We start from the raw sequence: 26924 nt of genomic DNA, 5'->3' as shown, positions 1-26924 counted from the left end.
ATCCATTCCTTTTAACGATTCATTATTATTTTACCTTTTCGGGCGCCTCGTTCCTGAATACTACTACCCCATCAAACACATCGACCATTACTGGTTTCGATTTATCGATGTCGGCAGCCAGGATCTTTTTACTCAACGGATTAACGATCTCTTTCTGGATCAACCGTTTTAACGGCCGGGCGCCAAACTGAATATCAAATCCCTGTTCGGCCAGGTATTCCAGGGCATAATTGCTGAACCGCAGATCGATGCCATTTTCAGCCACCTGCCTTTTCAGGCTGTTCAACTGGATCTGCACAATACCCATGATCTGTTGCTTCAGCAATGGCTGGAACATGATCACTTCATCTACCCGGTTCAGGAACTCAGGTCTGATGGTTTGCCGCAACAGGTTCATTACTTCTACTTTTGCGCGTTCAGTAGCCGCTTCCACATCATTCTCTTTCACATTTTCAAATGCTTCCTGGATCAGGTGGCTACCAATATTGCTGGTCATGATGATGATGGTGTTCTTGAAATTAACCACCCGGCCTTTGGCATCGGTTAAGCGGCCGTCATCCAGTACCTGTAACAATACGTTCCAAACATCGGGATGCGCTTTTTCAATTTCATCGAGCAACACCACGCTGTAAGGCTTTCTCCGTACAGCTTCCGTAAGTTGACCGCCTTCTTCATATCCTACATAACCCGGAGGCGCACCTACTAACCGGCTAACGGTATGTTTTTCCTGGTATTCGCTCATATCTATCCGGGTCATCATGCTTTCATCATCGAAAAGGTAATCGGCCAGGGCTTTTGCCAGCTCCGTTTTACCCACGCCGGTTGTTCCCAGAAATATAAATGAACCAATCGGTTTTTTAGGATCATGCAATCCCGCCCTGCTTCTGCGAATAGCATCGGCTACGGCAGTTATCGCTTCATCCTGCCCTACTACCCGCTCGTGCAGTTTTTCTTCCAGGTACAACAATTTCTCTTTATCACTCTGCAACATGCGGCTTACCGGTATGCCGGTAGATTTTGCTATTGTTTCGGCAATATCTTCTGCATCCACTTCTTCCTTCATCAACCGTTTATTTTCGCTAATGGCATTCAACTGCTGCGAATACTCACCAATCAAACGCTCCTGTTCTTTTATTTTGCCATAGCGGATCTCGGCCACCGTTCCATAATCACCATTACGTTCGGCCTGTTCTGCCTGCACTTTCAATTGTTCTACCTGCGCCTTGGCATCCTGCACTTTATCAACCAGCTCTTTTTCTTCCTGCCATTTGGCTTTCAGGGTATCGCGTTGCACACTCAGATTGGCAATCTCGGTATTCAGTTCCTTCAGTTTCTCCTCATCATTCTCACGTTTAATAGCCTCGCGTTCAATCTCCAGCTGCCGTATTTGCCGTATCAGATGATCCAGTTCCTCAGGCATCGAATTCATCTCCAACCTCAATTTCGCTGCTGCTTCATCAATCAGGTCAATCGCTTTATCGGGCAGAAAGCGGTCGGTAATGTACCGGCTCGATAATTCCACTGCCGCAATGATGGCTTCATCCTTAATGCGCACATGGTGGTGCGTTTCATAACGGTCTTTCAACCCACGCAGAATCGATATCGCATCCTCAACCGATGGTTCATCTATCATTACTTTCTGGAACCTGCGTTCAAGGGCTTTATCTTTTTCAAAATAGCGCTGGTATTCATTTAAGGTAGTGGCGCCTATAGCCCGCAATTCGCCACGCGCCAAAGCGGGTTTCAAAATGTTGGCGGCATCCATGGCGCCTTCGCCGCCACCAGCCCCTACCAGGGTATGGATCTCATCGATGAATAAAATGATCTCGCCATTGCTTTCGGTCACATCCTTTACTACGCCTTTCAGCCTTTCTTCAAACTCACCTTTATATTTGGCGCCGGCAATCAACTGGCCCATATCGAGGGTATAGATCACTTTTGTTTTCAGGTTCTCGGGTACATCGCCATTTACAATGCGATGGGCAATGCCTTCGGCGATAGCGGTTTTACCTACACCTGGCTCACCTACCAGGATCGGGTTGTTCTTGGTACGGCGCGACAGAATATGTAACGTTCTGCGTATTTCTTCATCACGGCCAATTACAGGGTCTAATTTCCCCTGGCGGGCCAGATCATTCAGATTACGTGCATATTTATTCAGCGCGTTGAAAGTTGTTTCCTGGGTTTGGGATTGCACGGTTTCACCCTTGCGCAATTCTTTGATAGCCGTCACCAGCCCTTTTTCGCTTAACCCGGCTTCTTTTAATAACCGGGCGGTTGAATCGTTACCCTGTACAATTGCCAGCAGCAAATGCTCGGGGGTAATGAATTCATCACCAAATTGTTTTAATACGGCGCCTGCGCGTAACACCACGTTATTGGCTTCCCTGCTTACCGACTGGGCGGCATCGCCGCTTGTTTTGGGCAGTTTATTGATAGATTCCTGTAACTTGTTCTCCAGCAGGTTCACCGTTACATTGTTCTTTTTTAATAAGTATTCAACCGGTGAATCTTCCTGGTCGAGCAAAGCTTTCAACACATGCTCCGTTTCTATATTAGGACTCTGTGAATTAAACGCTAATTGTTGTGCCTGTTGAAACGCTTCTGCTGCCTTAATGGTAAAATTTCCTAAGTTCATAGCGTGTTAATTGAAAATATTATAAATTAATATGCCTGAAAATGGTAGCCAGGATCTTTCAACCAACCTTTTTCTTTTACTGAACGTAAAAGTTACGGGTCCGGTTCAATCAGTGCCATCATTTTCAAGAGCTGTATTGTACCTGCAAATCATAATCCAGGCCTTAAATTCATGCATTTATGTCATTAAAATCGAACTCCATCTGCCTCAGTTGCAGTATTTTATCCCTGTTCCTGTTATTCTTTCAGTTTTCCTTTTCCCAGTCAGATTTCAGCGCGGCAGACGCCCTGTTACAAAAAAACCAGAAAACATTGGGCAACGATGTAGTAGCTATTATATATAAGGATGGTAAGGTGGTTCACACCAAAGAGTTGGGTGAGTTCAATGCCAAAACCCAGGCGCCCATTGCCAGCTGCAGCAAGTGGCTCACCGCCGCTTTGGTAATGCAATTTGTGGATGAAGGCAAACTGAACCTTGATGACCCGGTTAGTAAGTACCTGCCTGTATTTGAAAAATACATGAAGAATTATGTAACTATCCGCATGTGCCTGGCGCATACAACCGGGATTGAGAACGATAAAGGCAATTTGTTGAAGATGATGCAGCGCAGCAAATACATGACGCTGGAAGAAGAGGTAAACGCCTTTGCGGCCAAAGAGATCTCCAACAATGCAGGCACCGAATTTCATTATGGTGGTATTGGATTGAACGTTGCCGCCCGTGTGCTGGAAGTGATCTCTAAAAAACCTTTTGATCGCCTTATTCAGGAGAAATTATTGCGTCCCCTGAAAATGAAACAGACTTCTTTCATGGATGAAAACGGCTATGCGCCCAACCCTTCCGGTGGCGCCCGCAGCACAGCCAATGATTATATCAACTTTTTAGCGATGATCCTTGACAAGGGAATGTTTGAGGGAAAAAGGATCCTGAGCGAAAAGTCGATTGAAGAAATGCAAAAGCCTCAGTTCCCTAACCTGCCGGTTAAGTTTACGCCCAAAGTAGCAGAAGGTTTTCATTATGGGCTGGGCGAATGGATCCAGGAAGAAGACGCCAGTGGTAACAGTACCGTAGTTAGCAGTCCCGGGTTGTTTGGTACCTGGCCATATGTTGACAAATGCCGTCATTACGCTGCTATTATTTTTGTGAAGTCGTTACTGAATGAGCAGAAGAAAGATGTGGCTATTCAGTTTAAAGGAGCGGTTGATGAAGCTGTTGGGGGAAGTGGATGTAAATAGTTCTATGTTTTAAGTTTTATGTTCCAAGTTTTGAGTTCTGTTATTAGGTTATTGGGTTGGTAGGTTCTTAAGTTATTGAGGTCGTTAGTTCGGAGTTCCAGGTTCCAGGTTTTTGAGTTCTTTGTTCTGACGGTGAGCACCGGTTTGCCGCGTCGCGGCCTTTGCCCTTTGTCTTTTGCCCTTTGCCTTTTGCCCTTTGCCTTTGCCCTTTGCCGTTTTACTACTGCCTACTGAATCCCGATGGCTATCGGGAGCCCGTTGCCTTTCGTGTCTGCGCAGAAGTGTATTGCTTATGGCTTATGGCTTGAAGCTTGAAGCTTGAAGCTTGAGGCTGCATTCCTAAAAAGCAAAAAGCCTCTTGATTTGTGTCAAGAGGCTTTTTACAATAAATATGGCAACTACCTACTCTCCCACATTGTTGTGTAGTACCATCGGCCATGAGGGGCTTAACTTCTCTGTTCGGAATGGGAAGAGGTGAACACCCTCGGTATAATCACCATAAGATCTTTGGTGTGAGTTATCTTCTCAGATTATCTCTCTACCGTAATAAGTTACATATTGGGAAGTTGTAAATGCAAGTAACAGAACTAACAATATAAATCCATTGTATTCAAAATTGTTAAAAAAAATTAAAGCGTACGGGTAATTAGTACTACTCGACTTTGATGTTACCATCTTTACATCTGTAGCCTATCAACGTCATCGTCTTTGACGACCCTTAAAAGAATACTCATCTCGTGGAAGGTTTCACGCTTAGATGCTTTCAGCGTTTATCCTGGCCACACATAGCTACTCTGCACTGCACCTGGCGGCACAACAGATACACCAGCGGTGTGTACGACCCGGTCCTCTCGTACTAAGGTCATGTCCACTCAATATTCTAACGCCCATCACAGATAGGGACCGAACTGTCTTGCGACGTTCTGAACCCAGTTCACGTGCCACTTTAATCGGCGAACAGCCGAACCCTTGGGACCTTCTCCAGCCCCAGGATGTGACGAACCGACATCGAGGTGCCAAACCTTTCCGTCGATATGAGCTCTTGGGAAAGATCAGCCTGTTATCCCCGGAGTACCTTTTATCCTTTGAGCGATGGCCCTTCCATGCAGAACCACCGGATCACTTTAGCCGGCTTTCGCCCCTGCTAGACTTGTCTGTCTCACAGTCAAGCTCCCTTTTACTAATGCGCTCTGCGTACGATTACCAACCGTACTGAGGGAACCTTTGCAAGCCTCCGTTACTTTTTAGGAGGCGACCACCCCAGTCAAACTACCCACCATGCACTGTTTCCCGCAAGGGATTAGACTCTAAGCAAACGAAGGTTGGTATTTCAACGACCGCTTCACGGCACCTGGCGGCACCGCTTCATAGCGTCCCAACTATTCTACACATCGGTTGCTCAAAATCAATGCAAAGTTGTAGTGAAGGTTCACGGGGTCTTTCCGTCCCGTGACGGGTAACCGGCATCTTCACCGATACTACAATTTCGCCGGGCTCGTGGAGGAGACAGCGTTCAACTCATTAGACCATTCGTGCAGGTCGGAACTTACCCGACAAGGAATTTCGCTACCTTAGGACCGTTATAGTTACGGCCGCCGTTTACTGGGGCTTCAGTCAGGAGCTTTGACTTGCGTCGAACACCCTTCCTTAACCTTCCAGCACCGGGCAGGTATCAGGCTCTATACGTCATCTTACGATTTTGCAGGGCCCTGTGTTTTTGTTAAACAGTTGGTTGAACCATTTTACTGGGGCCACCCAGAAGGTGGCATGCTTTATCCCGAAGTTACAGCATCAATTTGCCTAGTTCCTTCTCCACGGCTCACCCGAGCACCTTAGGCTATTCGCCTCGACTACCTGTGTCGGTTTGCGGTACGGGTCGCTTTAACCTAACCTTAGAAGTTTTTCTCGGCAGCTATTAGAGCACTCAATCAGACCGAAGTCCTCATATACTTTCGCATTTCGCCAAACTCTACGGATTTGCCTGTAGAATCTATAGCTACGTACTTAAACGGGGAATTCCGTTTCCCTCGTGTGCTGTTCACTTCTGCGTCACTCCATCGAAATTAAAGCGAGTACTGGAATATTAACCAGTTTTCCATCAGCTGCCCCTTTCGGGTTTGCCTAAGGACCCGACTAACCCTGATCCGATTAACGTTGATCAGGAACCCTTAGTCTTACGGTGAAGTAGTTTTTCACTACTTTTATCGCTACTTATGCCTACATTTTCTTTTGAAATCGCTCCAGCATGCGTCGCCGCACACCTTCAATGCAGATTTCAATGCTCCCCTACCGATATACATCCTAGATGCAATCTTAGAGCTTCGGTTCATGGTTTGATGCCCGATTATTTTCCGTGCAGGATCTCTCGACCAGTGAGCTGTTACGCACTCTTTAAATGAATGGCTGCTTCCAAGCCAACATCCTGGCTGTTATAGAAATCCCACCTCGTTTGATCAACTTAACCATGTATTAGGGACCTTAGCTGCTAATCTGGGTTATTTCCCTCTCGGCCACGGATCTTAGCACCCGCAGCCTCACTCCCGGAGAAATTTGCTAGCATTCGGAGTTTGTCAGGGTTTGGTAGGCGGTGAAGCCCCCTAGCCCAATCAGTAGCTCTACCTCTAGCAAACATCTATATCCGAGGCTGTTCCTAAAAACATTTCGGGGAGAACGAGCTATCTCTCAGTTTGATTGGCCTTTCACCCCTATCCACAGGTCATCCCATAGCTTTTCAACGCTAATGAGTTCGGTCCTCCATTGTGTGTTACCACAACTTCAACCTGCCCATGGATAGATCACAAAGTTTCGCGTCTACCCCCACTGACTAAACGCCCTATTCGGACTCGCTTTCGCTACGGCTCCGTAACTTAAGTACTTAACCTCGCCAGTGAGGAGTAACTCGTAGGCTCATTATGCAAAAGGCACGCCGTCACCCTTTAACAGGCTCCGACCGCTTGTAGGCGCACGGTTTCAGGTACTATTTCACTCCCTTGTTTAGGGTGCTTTTCACCTTTCCCTTACGGTACTGGTTCACTATCGGTCTCTGAGGAGTATTTAGCCTTATCGGATGGTGCCGACAAATTCAGGCAGGATTCCTCCGGTCCCGCCTTACTCAGGATACCACTCGTCCCTAACAATTTCCGCTTACGGGGCTATCACCCTATATCGCTCTGCTTTCCAGCAGATTCAGCTTGATGTTAGTTTCTAAATGCGGTCCTATAACCCCTATGCCGCACGCGACACAGGTTTGGGCTGTTCCCTTTTCGCTCGCCACTACTTGGGGAATCACGTTTGTTTTCTTTTCCTCCTGGTACTTAGATGTTTCAGTTCCCAGGGTTGACTTCCGCCGTGAGGCGGATGACATACCTTCAGTATGCCGGGTTGTCCCATTCGGAAATCTGGGGATCTAATGCTTGTGTGCAGCTCCCCCCAGCTTATCGCAGCTTACCACGTCCTTCATCGTCTCTCAGAGCCAAGGCATCCACCATACGCCCTTAAGTGCTTTAAAAGAGTTATTACTATTACTCGGTATTTACAACTTTTATTATCCCAATATGTCAAAGAACTACCCCCTCAACCCCTAAAGGGGCAAGAGAGAACGTTTAGTCTCCTGCGAGATTCAACGTTTGTTGCTGATGTTAAGGTTGCGAACCTTTAGACCTTTATGTCACATCCGTTTGAAAGAACTTTTGTTGTGGAGGATATCGGAGTCGAACCGATGACCCTCTGCGTGCAAGGCAGATGCTCTAGCCAACTGAGCTAACCCCCCAAGTTTTAGTAGACCCGAGCAGATTTGAACTGCTGACCCCTACATTATCAGTGTAGTGCTCTAACCAGGCTGAGCTACGGATCTGTTTGAAGTAGATCTTTCGCTTTGACCAGCTGACCCTCCCGATTACCATCGGGATGCTCTAACCAGTATAAGCACCGGATCTGTTTGATTGTAGCCCGATCCAGGTTATATCGAATCCCTCTTGCCGGGTTACTATAAAAAAGAACTTATAAAGTATTCTATGAAAGTTAAGTGAAGCAACAACCAAAAAGATTTGTTATCTGCGAGCATCTCTAAAAAGGAGGTATTCCAGCCGCACCTTCCGATACGGCTACCTTGTTACGACTTAGCCCCAGTCACTAGTTTTACCCTAGGCGGCTCCTTGCGGTTACCGACTTTAGGTACACCCAGCTTCCATGGCTTGACGGGCGGTGTGTGCAAGGTCCGGGAACGTATTCACCGTATCATTGCTGATATACGATTACTAGCGATTCCAGCTTCATGGAGTCGAGTTGCAGACTCCAATCTGAACTGAGAAAGGGTTTTTGAGATTAGCGCCTTGTTGCCAAGTGGCAGCTCTTTGTCCCTTCCATTGTAGCACGTGTGTAGCCCTGGGCATAAAGGCCATGATGACTTGACATCATCCCCTCCTTCCTCGCGTCTTACGACGGCAGTTTCATTAGAGTTCCCAGCTTTACCTGATGGCAACTAATGATGGGGGTTGCGCTCGTTGCGGGACTTAACCCAACACCTCACGGCACGAGCTGACGACAGCCATGCAGCACCTTACAATCTGTGTATTGCTACAAAATGAGCTTTCACCCACGGTCAAATTGCATTCTAGCCCAGGTAAGGTTCCTCGCGTATCATCGAATTAAACCACATGCTCCACCGCTTGTGCGGACCCCCGCCAATTCCTTTGAGTTTCAACCTTGCGGTCGTACTTCCCAGGTGGGATACTTAATGCTTTCGCTCAGACACACACTGTGTATCGCGTATGTCGAGTATCCATCGTTTAGGGCGTGGACTACCAGGGTATCTAATCCTGTTTGATCCCCACGCTTTCGAGCCTCAGTGTCAATAATTGTGTAGCAAGCTGCCTTCGCTATCGGTGTTCTATGTCATATCTAAGCATTTCACCGCTACATGACATATTCCGCTTACCTCCACAACATTCAAGACTGATAGTATCAACGGCAGTTTCCGAGTTAAGCCCGGAGATTTCACCACTGACTTACCAGCCCACCTACGCTCCCTTTAAACCCAGTGAATCCGGATAACGCTTGCACCCTCCGTATTACCGCGGCTGCTGGCACGGAGTTAGCCGGTGCTTATTCATCGGGTACCGTCAACCACAAAAGATTTCGTGGGTTTCTTCTCCGATAAAAGAAGTTTACAATCCAGAGGACCTTCATCCTCCACGCGGCATGGCTGGTTCAGACTTGCGTCCATTGACCAATATTCCTTACTGCTGCCTCCCGTAGGGAGTCGGGCCCGTGTCTCAGTGCCCGTGTGACTGGTCGTGCTCTCACACCAGTTACTGATCGTAGGCTTGGTGGGCCGTTACCCCGCCAACTACCTAATCAGGCGCACGCCCATCTTCAAGTGATAAATCTTTAAATGTCCTCAGATGCCATCAGACATTGCTATGGGGTATTAATTTTCGTTTCCGAAAGCTATCCCCCGCTTGAAGGAAGGTTGCGTACGTGTTCCGCACCCGTTTGCCGGTCGCCGCCCATGTATTGCTACACTGCGCTGCCCCTCGACTTGCATGTATTAAGCCTGCCGCTAGCGTTCATCCTGAGCCAGGATCAAACTCTCCATTGTAAATGAGTTTTGATCACTTAGCTAAATTCTCTCAATAAGAAAATCAACTTTGTGAATCGTGTTAATTTTTTTCGAGTCGCTAGATTCTTACCTTGATTAATTTACTTGAAATTATTCAAGTGCTGTTGCTTCCAAACTTTCAAAGATCTTTAAATATCGTATGTTATGTTTCCTTTACCTCTGTCCACTCTCACTCATTCGTTATTATCTACTTCGTTTCTTTGCGCTCTCGCCTCTTCTTCTTTTCCTCACTTCCCTATCTTTTCGATTGGGGTTGCAAAGGTAAGTGTTTCTTTCATTTCACCAAATCTTTTCTCACTTTTTTCTTTCTTTTTTCCTTTCTCACTTTCTTTTCTAAGAGCTGATTTTCAGTGATTCATCTCGCTTCTCTTCCTCTTTTTCACTGCCCCGTTTTCGTTGGGGGTGCAAAGGTAGGAGTTTCAATCATTCCACCAAATCTTTTCTAACTTTTTAAGAACTAATTTTCAGTGCTTTCTCTTTTCTCTTCTTTCCGTTTCTCCTTTTACACTGCCCCGTTTTTTAATCGGGGTGCAAAGGTAGCCGGATTTTCCATATTGCAAAATATCTTTTGAATATTATTCCTGTTTTTTGGGGTCTACCAGGTGTAAACCTGGCCTCATCCATGTGTGAACCATGTGTCAAATGGGGTACTTTCCCAATGAAGCACATATGGTTGACACATGGTTCACACATGGTTTTGCCAACAAAAAGGGCATTCCGGAAACCCCGAAACGCCCATTGTTCATCATCAGTCCTTATTCGTTTATGAATTCTACCTGTAAAATTTGATGTGTTAATATGCGGCCGAAAAATAAAAACAAATAAAAAACCGGCAGTGCCGGCTTACATTACAATTATCCCAAATACGCAAAATCACTTAACACAGGTAGTATATAATCCTTGCCCATAAGTAGTTTACAAACGCCAGCCCCACGCCCCAAACACCGCTTCCAACCGGCCCGGTTCTTGCTTCTGTTCTTTTACCAAACTTCTTACTTATGAAAACAGTAACCGCACTCACCGCCCTTTCTCTCCTACTCTTCACCACCTCCTGTACCACCTTAAGCACGGAACACATCAGAGGCCATCAATGGCTCTACGGCCAGGGTTACCGCATTGGCGACCAGTTACAATTTGACAACACAACCTTCAGCTTTAATGGCGATACCATTATGAAGAGTAACCTGCCGGTTGCAGTGGTAGTAATGAGCTCCGGCGATCTGTTGGGCAATAACAATGATATTACGATTCAATCCCTGGCTACGGGCGAAGAGGGGCTGTATCATGAGAAATAATTGCCATCGTGAAACGTGAAAGGGTTCCCGAAACCTGAGCCTCACTTCTACATTCGATATTGGACATTCGATATTCGACTTGTATTTCCCTTTTTCATTTCTCTGTTTTTTATTTTCATTCCTCATTTCTTCCCCTATCAACTTTATCAACCCTGTCAACTCTATCAACCTGTCTTTCCTGGTCAACTGTTCAACTGGTTAACTGATCAACTACTATAATCCATTATGTTAAATCCATGTTTCCATTTACTCCCGCTATTGCATTTACGGCCGGCAATGCTTATATTTAGAATAAGAGCGATATTTCATTTCAGAACCATACCGTACTTCTTATGAAAGCAGTCTCCTACATGGTGCCAGTAGTCATGTTATTATTGTCGTTCCTGTATAATAACAATCCCTTTGTGGTAAAAGAAGAAGCACAACAGGCGTTTCAATTGCTGAATACTATTCGTAGCAATCCCGAAAGGTATTACAAGGAATTACACCTCAACTCAAAACTAAAAATCACCCAAACTCCGCTGCGTTGGAACGATACGCTGGCCAGGGTGGCCGAAGCCAAAGCACTTGATATGGCCAAACGCAATTACTTTGAGCATGTTAATCCCGACGGACTGGGCATCAATTATTTCATCAACCAGAGTGGGTATACCCTAAATACCGACTGGTTAAAAGATAAAAAGGAAAACTTCTTTGAATCGATCGGCTCGGGTCACGATTCCGGCACAGATGCCATTAAAGCCATGATCATCGATGCGGAGGACGCCGGCATGGGCCACCGCGATCATGTGCTGGGTATTGGCGACTGGGACGCTTCCCTGCATGATATAGGCATCGGGTTTGTAAAATGCGATGGTAGTAAGTACCAATCCTATATCTGCGTTATTATCGCCAGGCACAACTGGTAATTCCTGAAAAACCCGCCTCCGCTAAAGCTATGGCGGGCAAAGAAAAATGCCACCCCGGTAACCAGGATGGCATCTGAAATATATTAGCAATCTCCTTACTTCGCAATTCCCAATGGTGAGAAGTAAATAAATATGGCAATAATAAACACCAGCACCAATAAGGTCAAAAGCACATCTTTCTGACTCCAGCTTGCCCGTGATGCTTTTTTATCTTCAGCAACCGTTGTAGCAAACGTCAATCCTTTTAAATGCGCTTCATCCGGTGCGGGAGTAGCCAGACTTATCACCACCATCAGCACTACCGAGAACACAAACAGGGCAATACAGAAGTATAAGAAATTCATGGTAGCGAAATCGTACAATAGGCCCGCCCCCAAATGACCTTTCAATAATTCAAATATCAGCTTCAGTATCCCGATTATAAACCCAACCACCATAGCGGTATAGGCGCCTTTTGCGTTGATGCGTTTGGAGAATACCCCCAGCAAAAAGGCAGCGGCAATAGGCGGCGCCAGGTACGATTGTACGCTTTGCAGATAGCCATACAAGCCTTTTGAGATGTTTTTCATTAACGGGATCCAGATCATTCCCAGCAACACCACAATACCCGTTGCAATGCGGCCTACCCTAACCAGTTCGTGGTTGGAGGCCTCCGGCTTGATTTTCTTATAAATATCCATGGTGAACAGCGTTGAACAGGCATTGTACACAGAGGCCAGCGAGCTCATTAATGCGGCCAGCAGGCCACCCGCCAATAATCCCCGCAACCCAACCGGCATGATCTCTTTTACCAGCGTGGGGAACGCCACATCGGTATCTGTCATATTGATCTTTCCCTGCTGATGTAAGGTGTAGGCAATCAACCCGGGGATCATGAAGATGAAAAACGGCATCAGCTTTAAGTACGCAGCAAAGATGGTTCCTCTTCTTGCTTCTTTTTCATTGCGGGCCGCCAGACAGCGTTGTACAATATGCTGGTCGGTACACCAGTACCATAGCCCCACTATCGGCGAGGCAAACAAAATACCGGCCCACGGAAAATCAGGATTCGACAAAGGCTGGAACATATTCAGCTTTTCCTTGGGCAGCGAGTGCATCAGCGTGCCCCAGCCACCTACTTTATCCAAACCAATAAACAGCAATACGGCAGAACCTGCCAGCAGCACAATGGCCTGGATGGCTTCGGTATACATTACCGCGTGTAAGCCGCCAAAGATGGTATATACCCCCGTTACCACTACCAGGATGATGGCGCCCGTCCAGAAGTCAACGCCCAGCAGGGAGTTAAACACCAGGGCACCGGCATAAATAGTTACGGCGGCTTTGGCAATTACATAGCTGATGAGCTGGATGATAGACAACAGCCATCTTGCTTTTGCATTGAAACGTCTTTCCAGGAACTCGGGCATAGTATAGACCATGCTTCGCATGTAGAAGGGCACAAACACCCAACCCAGCGTAAGAATGATCCAGGAGTGCAGTTCATAATGCCCCATCACAACCCCTGTACTGGCGGCAGTTCCGGCTAAACCTACAATGTGTTCAGAACCTACGTTTGAGGCGAGGATCGATGCACCGATCACAAACCAGCCCAGGTTACGGTTGGCCAGAAAGTAATCGGACGGTGAATCCTTTGCTTTTTTTATTGACCAGATGGAGATCGCAGCAATTACGGCAAGGTACAGGCCTACGAATAACCAGTCGATCGGACCAAGAAAATGCATATGGCAAGCGTTTAGTTTTATAAATAAGAAAGGAAGTCTGACTGCAGACTTCCTTCTTCGGAATTAGATGTACTGATTGATGATATTCTCCAGCCACTCCTGCTTACCGCTGGTCTGTTTGGGTTCGCCATTCGACAGGGCAAACTCCCGCAGGTCTTCCAGCTTTAAAGCGCCGGTCTCAAACTCTTTTCCTTTACCGCTATCAAAAGAAGCATAGCGGTCTTTGCGGAACTTCAGGTAAGGCGATTTCTGCATTACTTTATCCGCAATTACCAGGGCGCGGGCAAAAGTGTCCATACCACCAATGTGCGCCATGAAGATATCTTCCAGGTCGGTTGAATTACGGCGGGTCTTGGCATCGAAGTTAATTCCACCACCGGCAAAGCCTTTTGCTTCCAGGATGATGAGCATGCTTTCTACCAGCTCGTTCAGGTCAACCGGGAACTGATCGGTATCCCAGCCGTTCTGGTCATCGCCGCGGTTGGCATCGATGCTGCCCAGCATACCTGCATCGGCAGCTACCTGTAATTCGTGCTGGAAGGTATGCCCGGCCAGCGTGGCATGGTTTACCTCAATATTCAGTTTAAAGTCTTTATCAAGCCCGTAATGACGCAGGAAACCGATCACGGTTGCGCTGTCATAATCGTATTGGTGCTTGGTAGGTTCGCAAGGTTTGGGTTCAATAAAGAACACACCTTTGAAACCCTGTTTGCGGGCATAATCACGCGCCATAGTGAGGAATTGCGCCAGGTGATCGAGCTCACGTTTCATGTTCGTGTTCAGCAGGCTCATATAACCTTCGCGGCCACCCCAGAACACATAATTCTCACCACCCAGGGCGATGGTAGCATCCAGCGCATTTTTTACCTGCGTACCCGCATAAGCTACTGCAGCAAAATCAGGATTGGTAGAAGCACCGTTCATGTAACGGGGATTACTGAACACATTGGCAGTTCCCCATAATAATTTCACACCGCTGGCAGCCTGTTTTTGTTTGGCGTAATCTACAATAGTTTGCAAACGGCTTTCATATTCCTTGATGTTGGCGCCTTCATCAACCAGGTCGATATCGTGAAAACAATAATAAGGAACACCCAGTTTGGTGATGAATTCAAACGCAGCATCCATTTTATCTTTAGCACGTGCTACGGCATCGGTATTTGCATCCCACGCAAAATGTTTTGTACCTGGACCAAACGGATCGGCTCCCGTGTTACAGAACGTATGCCAGTAGCACACTGCAAAACGTAAATGCTCTTTCATGGTTTTACCAGCCACTACCCTGTTTTCATCATACCATTTAAAGGCCAGTGGGTTATCGCTCTCCACGCCTTCATATTTGATTTGGCCAATGCCTTTAAAGAATTCTTTTTCGCCTGTAATGATTTTCATATTCTTGTGTTTATTATTTACGTGAGAAGATTTTTCGATTTTAAGTAGCCGTTCCCGCAGACGGCAAACGGCAAACAATTCCCCTCAGGCGGGCATTCCACCTACCTTATCAACGTTATCAACCCTGTCAACTCCGTCAACGTGTTAACTTGTTAACTGGTCAACTTACTTCAGTATATTGTCCAATAAACCCTTCCACTCTTCATACACTACTTTATACTCCTTCTTCTTATCCGGCTCAATTACTGTCAATGGTTTTACCTGGGTGAATGCTTCTTTTGGAGTTTTATAAACGCCTGCGCCAATGCCCGCGCCTATGGCGGCGCCCACACTGCCATCGCAGTTGTACAATTCAACCGGTACATGTGTGGTATTTACAAAGGCTTCTACAAACAGGTCGCTCAGGAACAGGTTGGCTTTACCAGCCCGTATCACCTGTGGGTTCATGCCATTCTCGCGCATGATATCCAGTCCGTAGCGGAATGCGCAGGCAATACCTTCCTGGGCGGCGCGGAACAAATGCGCCTGTGTATGCAGGTTTAAATCAATATGATGGAAATGCACGCCAATGATCTGGTTGTTCAGCATGCGTTCAGCGCCATTGCCAAAAGGCAGCACGCGTAAACCATCGGCCCCAATGGGCACTTTAGACGCTTCGCTGTTCATTTGGCTATAACTGATGGCGGGTGTAAAGATATTTTTAACCCAACGGTTCAAAATACCAGTGCCGTTAATGCATAACAGTACGCCCAACCGCTTTTCATCATTGGTATAGTTAACGTGCGCAAAAGTATTTACACGCGATTCGGGATCGTAGGTAAGTTCGTCGCTTACGCCATAAATAACGCCGGAGGTACCAGCGGTGGCGGCCACCTCACCAGGTTCCAGCACATTTAACGACAAGGCATTATTGGGCTGGTCGCCTGCTTTATAAGTTACCGGAATACCGGCCTTTAACGATAAGGAAGCGGCAATGCTTTCTTTTAAACGTCCATGGTCTGAAAATACATCCTGGATTTCAGGGATCAGTTCATCGTCAAAACCGTAATGCTCCATTACATCCTTGCTGATCCTGTCTTTTTTGAAATCCCAGAATATACCTTCCGATAATGCGGAAATGCTGGTGGTGATCTCGCCCGTCATCTTCATGGCAATGAAATCGCCGGGCAGCATAATGCGCTTTGCTTTTTTATAAGTATCCGGTTCTTCTTCTTTTACCCACGCCAGCTTGGAGGCGGTAAAATTGCCGGGTGAATTCAACAAATGGGAAAGACTTTGTTTTTTGCCAATGGCCTTGAATGCTTTCTCGCCAATTTCAACCGCACGGCTATCGCACCAGATAATAGAATTGCGCAATACCTGTTGATTACTATCAACCATCACCAATCCGTGCATCTGGTACGAAATACCAATGGCGCCAATATCGGCAGGATTATAATTATTGGTAGCGTGTGCTTTTTTAATAGCCTGCTGTACATGCTCCCACCACATTTCAGGGCTTTGTTCGGCCCAGCCGGGTTGGGGAGAAATGATGGGTGATTCTGTTTCGGGGTATTGGGCAGATGCTTTACACTGCTGTGTTTGGGCGTCTACGACAGAAACTTTAATAGAGGACGTACCTACATCAATTCCAAGCAATAACATATGGCAGCTTAATACTTCTAGGTTGAGAAATTGTAATTCGATGTTGTCAGCAGCGCGCCAGCGCCTTCGACTTTCCGCCAAAGGCGGACACATGTTCAGGGTATATGATCTGCAGATTCTGAAAAGGCAGCAAGCTTTAGACGGAGATCTGATTCTAGGCCCTACACCTGCTGCCTGTTAACCAAAAACCTTTATCGAAGACTCGAAATTATTGGATATTAGTCATATAGCCTACCACTTTATTTACAAAAACCTAAACTATTTTAATATATTCGATAAGATATATGTTTATTTTTGCTTAAAATAGTGGTTAAGCAGCCAGGTCATGAAACCTTTAGTTGAAAAATTACCGCTTTCTCAAAACACCTCTTTTGTGGCGCGCACCTACCGCACGCCACATTTTGAAGTGCCCTGGCACCAGCACATTGAATATGAGCTCATCCTGTTTCTCGAAGGCGAGGGCTCGGCCTTTATTGGTAATTATATAGGAGAGTTTAAAACCGATGATATCTTTTTCCTTGGCAGCAACCTGCCCCATACCTTTCAAAAGGCCCATAAAGAACTTATAACCGCTGCAGTGGTGGTTCAGTTTACCGATGATTTCTGGGGACCGGGATTTATGCAGCTCCCCGAAAGCAAACACATTCTAAAACTGTTTTCGGTAGCTATGCAGGGGCTGAAAATACAGGGCGCCACCCGGCAGCAATTAAAACCATTGCTGATTGAGCTGGAACATTTACAGGGTTTTGCCCGCATCATCCGCCTGTGCGAGTGTTTACAAATAATAGCAGGCGCGCATGACTATGAAACGGTAAGCACGCAGGAAGTAAAAACCTTCCAGGCAAAGAACAAAGACCGCATCGACCGCATCTTCCAGTTCACCATCGATAACTTTCAGGAATCCATAGCGCTTTGTGATGTAGCGGTCACCGCCGGTATGAGCATTCCGGCGTTCTGCAGTTATTTTAAAAAATGCACCAAGAAAACCTATGTTGACTTTTTGAATGAAGTGCGTATTGGCCATGCCTGCAAGCTGTTGATAGATACCCAGAAAACCGTTCTGGAAATCAGCATCGAAAGCGGGTTCAACACCCTGGCCAATTTTAATAAACAGTTTTTAAAATTAAAGCAGCTAACCCCATCGGGTTTCAGGAAGCAATTCCGGATCCAGGAACCCTCGGCATATTTACCTGATGAATACAGAACGCTTAACGCATAAACAGCCAGCCACATCCTTCGGCTGGCGGAATAAGCTGTAAGCAATACACCGCTGCGCGGCAAGGCAAAAACCGCGACGCGGTGTATTCCCCGGTAACAGGAAACCGGTAACCGGTAACATGGAACTTTGAACTATAAACTTTGAACTTTAAACTCCAACATACCCAACAAATAAAATCGTTCGTTCGCGAATTAGGTTTTGATTTCTGCGGCATTGCCCGGGCGCAGCAGTTAGACGAAGAAGCCCGGCGGCTGGAGCAGTGGCTTAATAAAGGCCTGCATGGCAACATGCAGTATATGGAGAATTATTTCGACCTGCGGATAGATCCTACCAAACTGGTGCCCGGCGCCAAATCGGTAATTACCGTATTACTAAACTATTTTCCGCAACAAACGCAACAAAGCGACACGCCCAATATTTCAAAATATGCTTATGGGAATGATTACCACGAGGTGATCAAAAAAAAGCTGCATACCCTGATGGCGCTCATCAACGAACACATTGGGGAAGTTCAGGGAAGGGGTTTTGTTGATTCGGCCCCGGTACTGGAACGCAGCTGGGCCCACCGGAGCGGGCTCGGCTGGATAGGCAAAAACGGCAACCTCATCAACAAACAACAGGGGTCGTTCTTTTTCATAGCTACACTCATTGTTGACATAGAGCTGGAATATGATGATCCCATTGCCAAAGATTATTGCGGCAGCTGCCGTAAATGTATTGAGGCCTGCCCTACCGGCGCTATCACCGAAGGCAAAGTGATCAATGGCAGCCAGTGCATTTCGTACTATACTATTGAATTAAAAGACCTGCTGCTGCCCGATGATAAAAAAGGACAGTTTGCCGACTGGATGTTTGGTTGCGATGTTTGCCAGGATGTTTGCCCCTGGAACCGGTTTGCCAAACCAACCAGCGAAGCCGGCTTCAAACCCATTCCCGAGATCCTGAACTTCACTACCAAGGAATGGGAATCGTTAACCGAAGATGCCTTCAAACAGATCTTCCGGCACTCTCCTTTAAAGCGGGCCAAATTTCAGGGCATTCAGCGAAATGTAAAATTCCTGAAAGGCTAGGCCTGGCTGTTAAAATTGAAATCCCAGCTTTATAGTTCCCCGGTGTAAATAATCTTTGTACGTATCATAATTATCATAGCACCGGCCCGAAGTGCAGTTGTTACCCAGGTATACATTCTTTCGCACTACATTCTTATAGCTGTAACCCGCGCTGATCACGCCCTTAAATTTTGAAAAAATAGCGAACTTATATCCTATACCTGCATTGGTATATGCCCCGTTACTATAAATATTTTCATACCACTGATTTACCTGGTCGTTCTTATCCTTCACAATATGAACGCCAACATCGGCATACAGAAAAGGGCTGGAGTTTTTATTAATAAGATCTTTTCGCAGATCAAAGAACACCGGATAGCCGGTACGGAAATACGGGTCCACGCCCACTCCTATTCCGGTAAACCAGGTTTTATATTTGATCCCATTAATGGTTTCCAGCAGATAATAGGCACCTTTTGTACCATACAGGAGTCCTGTTTGATTAATAGAAGAGAAAGAACAGGAACAACCTTTTTGGGGCTGTTCCTGGTTTTTAACCTGTGCATCAGATCTAAGAATTGATCCCGAAAGAACTATCCAAAGTAGTAATGATATTTTTTGCATATCCCGGTTATTCTATGCCTATTTTACTGAGTAAACGGATATTATTGACATTGGAATAATCAAACTGATACAACCCGTCTTTCGCCACTACCAATGCTATGTTCTTTGAAGCAATTACATCATAGGGTTCCATCCCATCTATTTTCTTTATCAGCTTCAGGTTATTGGCATCGGCAGCATCATATACTTTTATCCCGTCTTTACCATCACAAATGAACAAGGTATTCCCTTCCTTGCCCAAACCATAGGGGTTGGTCATGTCATACTGTTTTACCAGGGAGGGGCTGGCAAGATTTTCTATATTCACCACTTCCAGCCGGTTTACATTGCCGCCACAGCTTGAACCCGTACGTAAGGTAACCCAGGCCCTGCTCTCATCGGCGATAACAGGATCGCAGCTCCGAACATGTGTAAACTGCCCCTGTTGAACGGGGTTAGCAGGTGTTGACACATCGTAAATATACATCCCCTGAGTGGAGCCAATGAACAGTTTGTTCTTAAACGGATAGATGGTTTCTATGGTCCAGTTACCTATCGTGGTTTTATTAACATATTTTGGATCGGCAGGATTGGTAACATTATACGTGTACAGGTCGCTGGTTGATACGGTATACAGATAATCATTGATAAGGGTGAACCGTGCAGTGGAACCGCCCTGACCTGTACTGCTTTTTGAAGGCTGGGCACTTGAACCGGCCAGCGTCACAAAATCATAATAAACGTTCGGGTTAGAGGAATAGGTAACTGTTGTATCATGGCGGATCCAGCTTACCGTTACCTTAATGGAATCAACAGGCGGGCGTGTACCGTTATAAGAATTATAACTATAATAGACATTGCGGTATGGAAAAGCATTTTCGGTAAACCTGATGGCCGTTACAGCTTTGGGGTCACTGATATCAAAACTTACGAGATCGCTGTATGAATCGGCGAATAAAACGTTGTTCCGCACCGCCAGCTCTTCCGTACCGGGAATTGGAATAAATCCAATGTTCCTGGGTGATGCAGGATTCGTGTTATCAAAGATGTGAATTCCTTCATCAAACTCATTCAGAAAAATGTAGTTTTGATAGATGTATATTTTGCCGGGATTTTTCACAGCCCGGGCCGGGCTGCTTTTCATTTCGGCACGCACTTCAGGAAGGGCTCTGTATACAGGTGTATACCAGGTATACGAGCGGGTTACTTTCTCTTTGTCGCAACCAGACAAAGAAGCAGTTAGGATTACAGTTATCCCTAACTGTAATACCGACATTAGATGCCGTTTCATAAGTTTAGCTTTTTATCTCTGACAAACGTCAGAAATCAAGCGTTGCCTCTTCCTGTAATTTTCGAAGATTATCCTTATAATTTTCCCAGCAGCACTTTTATGCCAATGCCGGCTGACCAGGCATATTGCCCGGTTGAAACTTCTTTATTAACTAATCCATTGAGTGCATAGCGCAGATTAGGTCCTATCCAAAGGGGATGTTTACTCTGTTGTAATAAACCAACACTGAGGCCGGCCACAAAATTGAACTGGGTTTTATTGAACAGATCGTTGTCTTTATAGTAAACGCCTTTTATGCCTTCATAATGCAGGGCATCTACCGACAGCAAACGGGCCATGGAAAAACCGCCTTCCAGTTGGAACGGTGGCAATTTTCTTCCTTTATTGATCTGCCAGCTGACTGTTAATGGTATTTCGAGGTAATGAAAACGATAGGTATATCTCTGACTGTAGGTTAAACCCTGGGCATATGCAGCCGCACTGATAGATTGTGCGGTATCGCTGCCGGGGTATTTATAATATTCCTTTACAAGCGCAGCCTGCGAAGTACCATAATTCACCACAATGGGGTTATTGGGCGCCACTACTTTTTGCCCCACCTGGGTATGTACACTAATATAAGAGTATTCAAGCCCCAGCGTTAACTTTAACCGTGGCGACACCGTGCGTTGCACAAACACGCCTAATGAAAAAGATTTATCAGCCTGAATAGGTGAAGCTTTCTTAGGAGGCGCAGTATAAGCCGACCAGTTTACCAACTGACTATTGGCACTGCTATTATAATTCACCGTATTATTATTGCTGGTACTTGGCGTGGCGCTGCTGCGGGCCGACAGGTCTTCAGCATAATATTTATCTTTTCCCAACAAACCTTTTAACTGGAACAGTTTACTTTCGGCAATGCGCGAGTAACCGGCATCGGCTGAAACGCCCCAATGCCATAAAACAGGTTTTTTACGGATAATAGGCGCAGCTGCAAGTCCGATCTCCGGATCGGCAACCATCATAGACAGGGCCATCGTTTTAAATGGCGTGGTCGCCGCTTTATTGGTAGTAATAGCGCTGTCGGGGTTATTTACCCGTACAGGCATAATGCTGTTCAATACATCCGGTTCCGTTTTTTTAGTTTCAACTGTTGCTATGGTTTCAGAACCTGCCCCCCCATCATGGGGTTGCACAGGCATCGCGGCAATTACGATTTCTTCTCCCCGGCCTTTCTTTTTGGCAGTACGCTGTTTTTCATGGGTTAGCTTAGTGGTATTGATCGGTTCACCCGGATTTGTATTTCCGGGATTATAGGCAAGCGGTGATTGTAGCGGCTTTTTATTTTTATTGATAGTTGTTTTGACAGCGGTGCTGTTTTCAGCAGCTGTAATTACCGGTTGATTATTTTTTGAAGTTACAGGAGCAACTACAGGCGATTCATTGGCTGGTTCCTGTTTGTTGTTTTGAACTATTGAATGGTTACCGGCTTTTTCTTCGCCGGTTGTTGAATTATCAGTTACGGGTAGTTTGGTAATTATTTGATTGGTAGAATGAGGAGCTGTTTCAGCGGGTTTGGCAGTTGACCGTGCAGTAGCTGTTGCCCTTGCAACGGCAGCAGTAGCATTATGGGTTTCAGTTGTATAGTTATACAGCACAATGCCGCTGGCGGTTAAGCCAACAAAAAGCGCGGCCATCCACCACCACATAAAGCGGCGACGGTTATTACCCTGGCGGATGCTTTTTTCCACCTCCATCCATACTCCATCGGAAGGACGCAGCTTTAGCTCCTGCAGCTTCTGATGTACCTGTTTCTCAAATTCATGGTCGGACATACGATTCCTTTTTTGTTTCTACGCTCGTTTTTTTTAACCACGTTATCAATAACGCACGTGCACGGGCATATTGTGACCGGGAAGTTCCCTCATTGATACCAAGCATTTTTCCAATTTCCACATGTGAAAATCCTTCAACAGCATGCAGGTTGAAAACCGTTTGATAACCCGCCGGTAACTGGCGGATCAGTTCAGCCAGGTCTTTTGCCTGCAGTGTCACTTCGGGGTTATCGTCTGACACCGGGTGCAGGCTTGTTTCAGGAAAGGATAGATCAGTTTGATACCGGCTGTTCTTTTTCAGATAGTTCAGGGCTGTATTCACCATAATCCGGCGGATCCAGCCACCTAATTCCCCTTCAAACTTAAACTGGTGCAGGTTGCGGAATATTTTTATAAACCCTTCCTGCAGCACATCTTCTGCATCGGCAATAGACTTGGTATAGCGATAGCATACCCCCAACATACTCTCAGCAAAATGCTCGTAGAGCTGTCGCTGGGCCTCCGGCAGCCCCTTCAAACAATCTTTTACCAGCCTGTTATAATCCATTTCTAGTTATGTGGTGACAATGATCGACGTCATACCGTTGCATTGACCTGGGAAAATGCAAGTTTATTATTTATTCGGACATTTTCATATAGCGTTTATTATAAATACCTAATTATCAGGGTAGAAGCAGAGATGAAAGGAAGTAGGCAGTGGTGAAAGGGCAAAGGGTAAAGGGAAACCGATCATCAGAATACCAGAACTTAATTGAGAGGCTGTCTAACTCCCCTCCACCGGAGGGGGTTGGGGGGAGGCTCTCAAGAACTTACCTTTGCCGCCCTATGGCAACACTTATTGAAAGAGATAAAAAAGCAGTTTGGCATCCCTATACACCGCAAAAGTCGATGCCAGAACCCATTCCGGTGGCAAAAGGCGACGGAACATATATCATTGATGAGAACGGAAAAGCCTACATCGACGCCATCAGCAGCTGGTGGGTCACCATTCACGGACACGCCAATCCCTATATCGCCGAAAAAATATATGAACAGGCCAAAAACCTGGAACAGGTAATATTTGCCGGGTTCACCCATGAACCGGCGGTACGGCTGGCTGAACGCCTGCTGGAGATTTTACCAGGTGATTTTGCTAAAATATTCTATTCCGATAATGGTTCTACCGCTGTGGAAGTGGGTGTTAAAATGGCCCTGCAATACTGGTGGAACAAAGGCAACGGCAAACGCAACAAGATCCTGGCGTTAAACCATTCGTATCATGGCGATACATTTGGCACCATGAGCCTCAGCAACCGCAGTGTGTTCACCCTTGCCTTTCAGGACAAACTGTTCGATGTTATTTTCACAGATGCGCCCACTAAGGATTCGCCCCTCTACGATGGCCCCTGGGACGAGATAGCCTGTTTTATTTATGAACCCCTGTTACAGGGAGTTGGCAGCATGAATATCTACGATGCTTCAGCGCTTAATAAATTGTTACAGCAATGCCATGCGCAAGACGTGATCTGTATTGCCGATGAAGTAATGACGGGTTTTGGCAGAACCGGGAAACTGTTTTCCAGTTTGTATGCAGAAGAAAAACCGGATATTATTTGTTTGTCGAAAGGAATAACCGGCGGCACCATGGCGCTGGGCGTTACTGCCTGTACAGATAAGATCCACGCAGCCTATGTAGATGATGACCGCACCAAAACATTTTTCCATGGCCATTCTTTCACGGCCAACCCCCTCGCCTGCGCGGCTGCCCTGGCCAGTATGGACCTGTTATTGAAGCCGGATTGCCAACAGCAAATAGCGCGCATCAGTGAGCAGCAACAACAATTTGTTCTGCAATTAAGTACCGATAAACGCTTTGAAACGCAGGTGAAGAACGTGCGATCTATTGGCACCATTATGGCATTTGAAATTGAATCGGGCCGTGATGGATATTTGAACACGATAGGTATGGATGTAACCCGTAAAGCGCTGGCACAGGGCGTGTATTTGCGTCCGCTGGGGAATACTGTATACATTATGCCCCCTTTTTGTATAACAGCCGAACAGTTAGATAAAGTTCATAACGCGATCATTAATATTCTGGCTACCATAGAGTGAGTTGAAATCCTGGGAAAATGGTATAAAATCCCAGGAAAACATAACAGAATCCTGGGAAAATGATCTAAAATCCTGGGATTTCATAGTGAAATCCTGGGAAAACAGGGCTAAATCCTGGGAAAACAGGGCTAAATCCTGGGAAAACAATATAAAATCCTGGGATTTCAAAGTGATTTCCCAGGAATACATAGTAAGATCCTATGAAAATACCGGCATCAAAACTTATACTAGCCTATTAGCACATTACCACATTAGCATATTGACATTACACGCCCCAATCATCTGCAGATAATTCAAACTTCAATTCTCCATTGGGCATTTTACCGGTTTCCTTCCAGCCAAAACTTTTATAGAAGTCGGCAGCACGCGTATTGGGCGCTGTACTTAACCAGATAGTATCGGTTGTTTGACTATAATACCAGTCCAATAACATGATCAGCAGTTCACGGCCAATTCCCTGCCCTTCAAAATCAGGTTGTACAAACAAGGCCCACACATTGTGTTTTTCCAGGTCGCCAATGGCAAACCCTACCACATGGTTGTCCAGCTCACACACCCAGCCTTTTCCACGTTTAGACAAATAATCTACATAATCCTGTTCAGTGACCAATGCCGGGTTGCTCAAAGCATTTTCTTTTACGGCCAGGCGTACTTTCGACAGTTGGGGTATATCGGAGACTGAGGCTTCTCTGAAATTCATGTAATATTTTTTATCTGCGTCTTCTTTTTTTGAAAGACCCGATTTTTAGAAAAAAAATTATGCCCGACAATGTGGCCGTTACACCATTGGCCAGCATGATGGGCGTATCGTGAATATACAACCCATAAACGAACCAAAGGATAGTTCCCAAAAAAAGCATTGAAAAAGTAACAATTGACAGGTCGCCGGCAGACCTGGTTTTGATAGTTTTATAAGCCTGTGGAACATAAGCCGCTGTGGTGAGCAGGGCTGCTGTCAATCCTATGGTATACATTGTCATAGGGGGCAAAAATATTCAATCAAATACTAAAGAAAAACAAAACCCTGCCGTAAAACAGCAGGGTTTTTACTAAATCGATCTCTTATATTAAAAATTATTAAAAAGCAGGATCGTCGGGGGTGTTGGGGTTACTGTTACGTTCCACATTGGGATAAGGCAAATAATTACGCGTGCGCTCTGCTGTAGGCCGGTTAAAACGACGCTGGTCAGTTATACGCAAACCCGACATATACAATTCTATTGCCCGGTGACGATAGATCTGGTCGAGCAGCTGTGCCTGGTTATACGGTGTATTATCAGCCGGCAGCCCTGCCCCTACCCCAAATGGGTCACTGGCGGGTTGCTTGGTAATTACATTGTTTAATTGAATCTGTGCATTCACCAGGTCGGGCGATGCCATCCGGGCATACGCTTCTGATTTTGTCAATATCATTTCACCCGGTAAATAAACAGGTATTGGCTGCGTGGAGGTAGCATAAAAACCATTGATCCGGAAGCGGGGCGCCGATGCAGAAATGGAAATATAGAACGGTTCCCGCTTATCGGCTAAATTAGGCGCCAGTGCTGGTGGTAAACCCATAGTAGAATCCAGGGGTTGATACACGTTATTGGTGCTGGTGGCAGTTTCAAAAATGGGGTTCAGGTTCTGCAGATCGTAATTGAAGGTTGATTTTTTAGTAAGATCAACCGCGTTTGCTTCTGCCAGCGCCTGCGCATAATTTCCTGTGTACAAAGAGAAACGCGCCTTCAGTGCATGCAGCGTGTTTACAATATCGATGCCCGCAGGTATGTTCGACTGAAAGGAAGCACTGATAGGATTGGCGGCAACAGTATTCAACGCATTGTTGATAATGTTCAACGCCTTGTTATACCCTTCTGTATTGGCAATGAAATTTACAGGTATATTAATCCCGGTTGTATCAGGCACTTTTTCCCAGAACATGGAAAGGTCTGCAATAGCCAGTGCTTTAAATATACTGGCATAGGCAATTAACCCGCTGGCATAACCTTTATCGCCCAGTTGCGGCGCATTGGTAAGCACTGTATTGGCATCGTATATTACCTTGTTGCAGGTTGTCCAGAACGATATCACAATGGAATTGGTGTTAAACACCTGGTTACCTCCTAAATAAAACTGGTATTCGGCCGTATTACCCTGGTTAACGATGAGCAACTGTTTGGTTAGAAACCCATCTGTGGTTATCAGGTTGTACACCGCACCGGCACGGGTAGAGGTATAATTCTTTTGTATTCCAATGACCACACCGGTTAACCCAACCGCAGATTTAACTACCTGGTCTGAATTGGCAGTGTTGGGATCGGTATATTCTTTTTTACAGGCAACGGCTAACAACATCACCGCAGCCATGGCAAAACAGGTTGTATATTTTATACTTATTAGCTTCATAAAATCA

Annotated in this window: 17 protein-coding genes, 2 tRNA genes and 3 rRNA genes; 6 read left to right on the top strand and 16 right to left on the bottom strand. The window is 45.9% G+C overall.

The window, feature by feature from the left end:
• Positions 1-25: 25 nt before the first annotated feature.
• Positions 26-2638, bottom strand: coding sequence for an ATP-dependent chaperone ClpB (gene clpB / locus NIAKO_RS04775; RefSeq protein ID WP_014217264.1), 2613 nt, complete (start codon positions 2636-2638; stop codon positions 26-28).
• A gap of 179 nt (positions 2639-2817) precedes the next feature.
• Between clpB and NIAKO_RS04770 the strand changes: the two genes are divergently transcribed.
• Positions 2818-3873 (top strand): serine hydrolase domain-containing protein, encoded by a 1056-nt coding sequence (locus NIAKO_RS04770; RefSeq protein ID WP_014217263.1) that lies wholly within the window; start codon positions 2818-2820, stop codon positions 3871-3873.
• Positions 3874-4262: 389 nt separating this feature from the next.
• Here NIAKO_RS04770 and rrf read toward each other — a convergent pair.
• The 5 genes from rrf to NIAKO_RS04745 form a co-directional block, all read right to left on the bottom strand.
• A 5S ribosomal RNA gene (gene rrf / locus NIAKO_RS04765) occupies positions 4263-4374 on the bottom strand.
• 125 nt (positions 4375-4499) lie between these two features.
• Positions 4500-7381, bottom strand: a 23S ribosomal RNA gene (locus tag NIAKO_RS04760).
• Positions 7382-7568: 187 nt separating this feature from the next.
• Positions 7569-7642 (bottom strand) — tRNA-Ala (locus tag NIAKO_RS04755).
• A 9-nt stretch (positions 7643-7651) separates the two neighbouring features.
• Positions 7652-7726, bottom strand: a tRNA-Ile gene (locus tag NIAKO_RS04750).
• 216 nt (positions 7727-7942) lie between these two features.
• Positions 7943-9472, bottom strand: a 16S ribosomal RNA gene (locus tag NIAKO_RS04745).
• The 16S, 23S and 5S rRNA genes sit together here with 2 tRNA genes alongside, the layout of an rRNA operon.
• 1019 nt (positions 9473-10491) lie before the next feature.
• Between NIAKO_RS04745 and NIAKO_RS04740 the strand changes: the two genes are divergently transcribed.
• Both NIAKO_RS04740 and NIAKO_RS04735 read left to right on the top strand, forming a co-directional pair.
• Complete coding sequence (locus NIAKO_RS04740; protein WP_014217262.1) at positions 10492-10788, top strand: hypothetical protein; 297 nt, start codon at positions 10492-10494, stop codon at positions 10786-10788.
• A 332-nt stretch (positions 10789-11120) separates the two neighbouring features.
• Positions 11121-11696 (top strand): CAP domain-containing protein, encoded by a 576-nt coding sequence (locus NIAKO_RS04735; protein ID WP_014217261.1) that lies wholly within the window; start codon positions 11121-11123, stop codon positions 11694-11696.
• Between the two features lie 95 nt (positions 11697-11791).
• Here the strand turns inward: NIAKO_RS04735 and NIAKO_RS04730 are convergent, their stop codons facing one another.
• The 3 genes from NIAKO_RS04730 to NIAKO_RS04720 all read right to left on the bottom strand — a co-directional run bounded on the left by NIAKO_RS04730 (position 11792) and on the right by NIAKO_RS04720 (position 16456).
• On the bottom strand, positions 11792-13420 hold the full coding sequence (locus NIAKO_RS04730) for a sodium:solute symporter (RefSeq protein ID WP_014217260.1): 1629 nt from the start codon (positions 13418-13420) through the stop codon (positions 11792-11794).
• A gap of 63 nt (positions 13421-13483) precedes the next feature.
• Complete coding sequence (gene xylA, locus NIAKO_RS04725) at positions 13484-14812, bottom strand: xylose isomerase (RefSeq protein ID WP_014217259.1); 1329 nt, start codon at positions 14810-14812, stop codon at positions 13484-13486.
• A gap of 165 nt (positions 14813-14977) precedes the next feature.
• The gene (locus NIAKO_RS04720; protein ID WP_014217258.1) at positions 14978-16456 is read right to left on the bottom strand and encodes a xylulokinase; all 1479 of its coding nucleotides are present in this window, start codon (positions 16454-16456) and stop codon (positions 14978-14980) included.
• 325 nt (positions 16457-16781) lie between these two features.
• Here NIAKO_RS04720 and NIAKO_RS04715 point away from each other — a divergent pair, with 325 nt between their 5' ends.
• Together NIAKO_RS04715 and queG are read left to right on the top strand one after the other, a co-directional pair.
• Entirely contained in the window at positions 16782-17675 is an 894-nt protein-coding gene (locus tag NIAKO_RS04715) for an AraC family transcriptional regulator (RefSeq protein ID WP_014217257.1), read from the top strand.
• Positions 17676-17815: 140 nt separating this feature from the next.
• Entirely contained in the window at positions 17816-18745 is a 930-nt protein-coding gene (gene queG, locus NIAKO_RS04710) for a tRNA epoxyqueuosine(34) reductase QueG (RefSeq protein ID WP_014217256.1), read from the top strand.
• Between the two features lie 9 nt (positions 18746-18754).
• Here queG and NIAKO_RS04705 read toward each other — a convergent pair whose 3' ends face one another.
• From NIAKO_RS04705 to NIAKO_RS04690, 4 genes are all read right to left on the bottom strand, one after another.
• The gene (locus NIAKO_RS04705; protein ID WP_014217255.1) at positions 18755-19348 is read right to left on the bottom strand and encodes a hypothetical protein; all 594 of its coding nucleotides are present in this window, start codon (positions 19346-19348) and stop codon (positions 18755-18757) included.
• A gap of 7 nt (positions 19349-19355) precedes the next feature.
• On the bottom strand, positions 19356-20618 hold the full coding sequence (locus NIAKO_RS04700) for an LVIVD repeat-containing protein (RefSeq protein WP_014217254.1): 1263 nt from the start codon (positions 20616-20618) through the stop codon (positions 19356-19358).
• Between the two features lie 74 nt (positions 20619-20692).
• Positions 20693-22435 carry an outer membrane beta-barrel protein gene (locus tag NIAKO_RS04695; RefSeq protein ID WP_014217253.1) on the bottom strand — a complete coding sequence of 581 codons (1743 nt, stop codon included), beginning with the start codon at positions 22433-22435 and terminating at the stop codon, positions 20693-20695.
• A complete protein-coding gene (locus NIAKO_RS04690; RefSeq protein WP_014217252.1) occupies positions 22422-22982 on the bottom strand; it encodes an RNA polymerase sigma factor in 561 nt (186 codons plus the stop codon). The genes NIAKO_RS04695 and NIAKO_RS04690 overlap by 14 nt, the downstream gene beginning before the upstream one ends.
• A gap of 278 nt (positions 22983-23260) precedes the next feature.
• On the opposite strand from NIAKO_RS04690, the gene NIAKO_RS04685 reads away from it, so the two are divergent.
• Positions 23261-24529 carry an adenosylmethionine--8-amino-7-oxononanoate transaminase gene (locus NIAKO_RS04685; RefSeq protein ID WP_014217251.1) on the top strand — a complete coding sequence of 423 codons (1269 nt, stop codon included), beginning with the start codon at positions 23261-23263 and terminating at the stop codon, positions 24527-24529.
• Between the two features lie 265 nt (positions 24530-24794).
• Here the strand turns inward: NIAKO_RS04685 and NIAKO_RS04675 are convergent, their stop codons facing one another.
• The 3 genes from NIAKO_RS04675 to NIAKO_RS04665 all read right to left on the bottom strand — a co-directional run bounded on the left by NIAKO_RS04675 (position 24795) and on the right by NIAKO_RS04665 (position 26917).
• A complete protein-coding gene (locus tag NIAKO_RS04675) occupies positions 24795-25229 on the bottom strand; it encodes a GNAT family N-acetyltransferase (protein ID WP_014217249.1) in 435 nt (144 codons plus the stop codon).
• Between the two features lie 10 nt (positions 25230-25239).
• The gene (locus NIAKO_RS04670; RefSeq protein ID WP_014217248.1) at positions 25240-25509 is read right to left on the bottom strand and encodes a SemiSWEET family sugar transporter; all 270 of its coding nucleotides are present in this window, start codon (positions 25507-25509) and stop codon (positions 25240-25242) included.
• Positions 25510-25606: 97 nt separating this feature from the next.
• A complete protein-coding gene (locus NIAKO_RS04665; protein ID WP_014217247.1) occupies positions 25607-26917 on the bottom strand; it encodes a RagB/SusD family nutrient uptake outer membrane protein in 1311 nt (436 codons plus the stop codon).
• Between the last annotated feature and the right edge of the window lie 7 nt (positions 26918-26924).

Source organism: Niastella koreensis GR20-10, assembly GCF_000246855.1.
Lineage (GTDB): Bacteria > Bacteroidota > Bacteroidia > Chitinophagales > Chitinophagaceae > Niastella > Niastella koreensis.
Note: the sequence above shows the minus strand (reverse complement) of the source record. Positions and strands in the feature narration are given on the sequence as shown.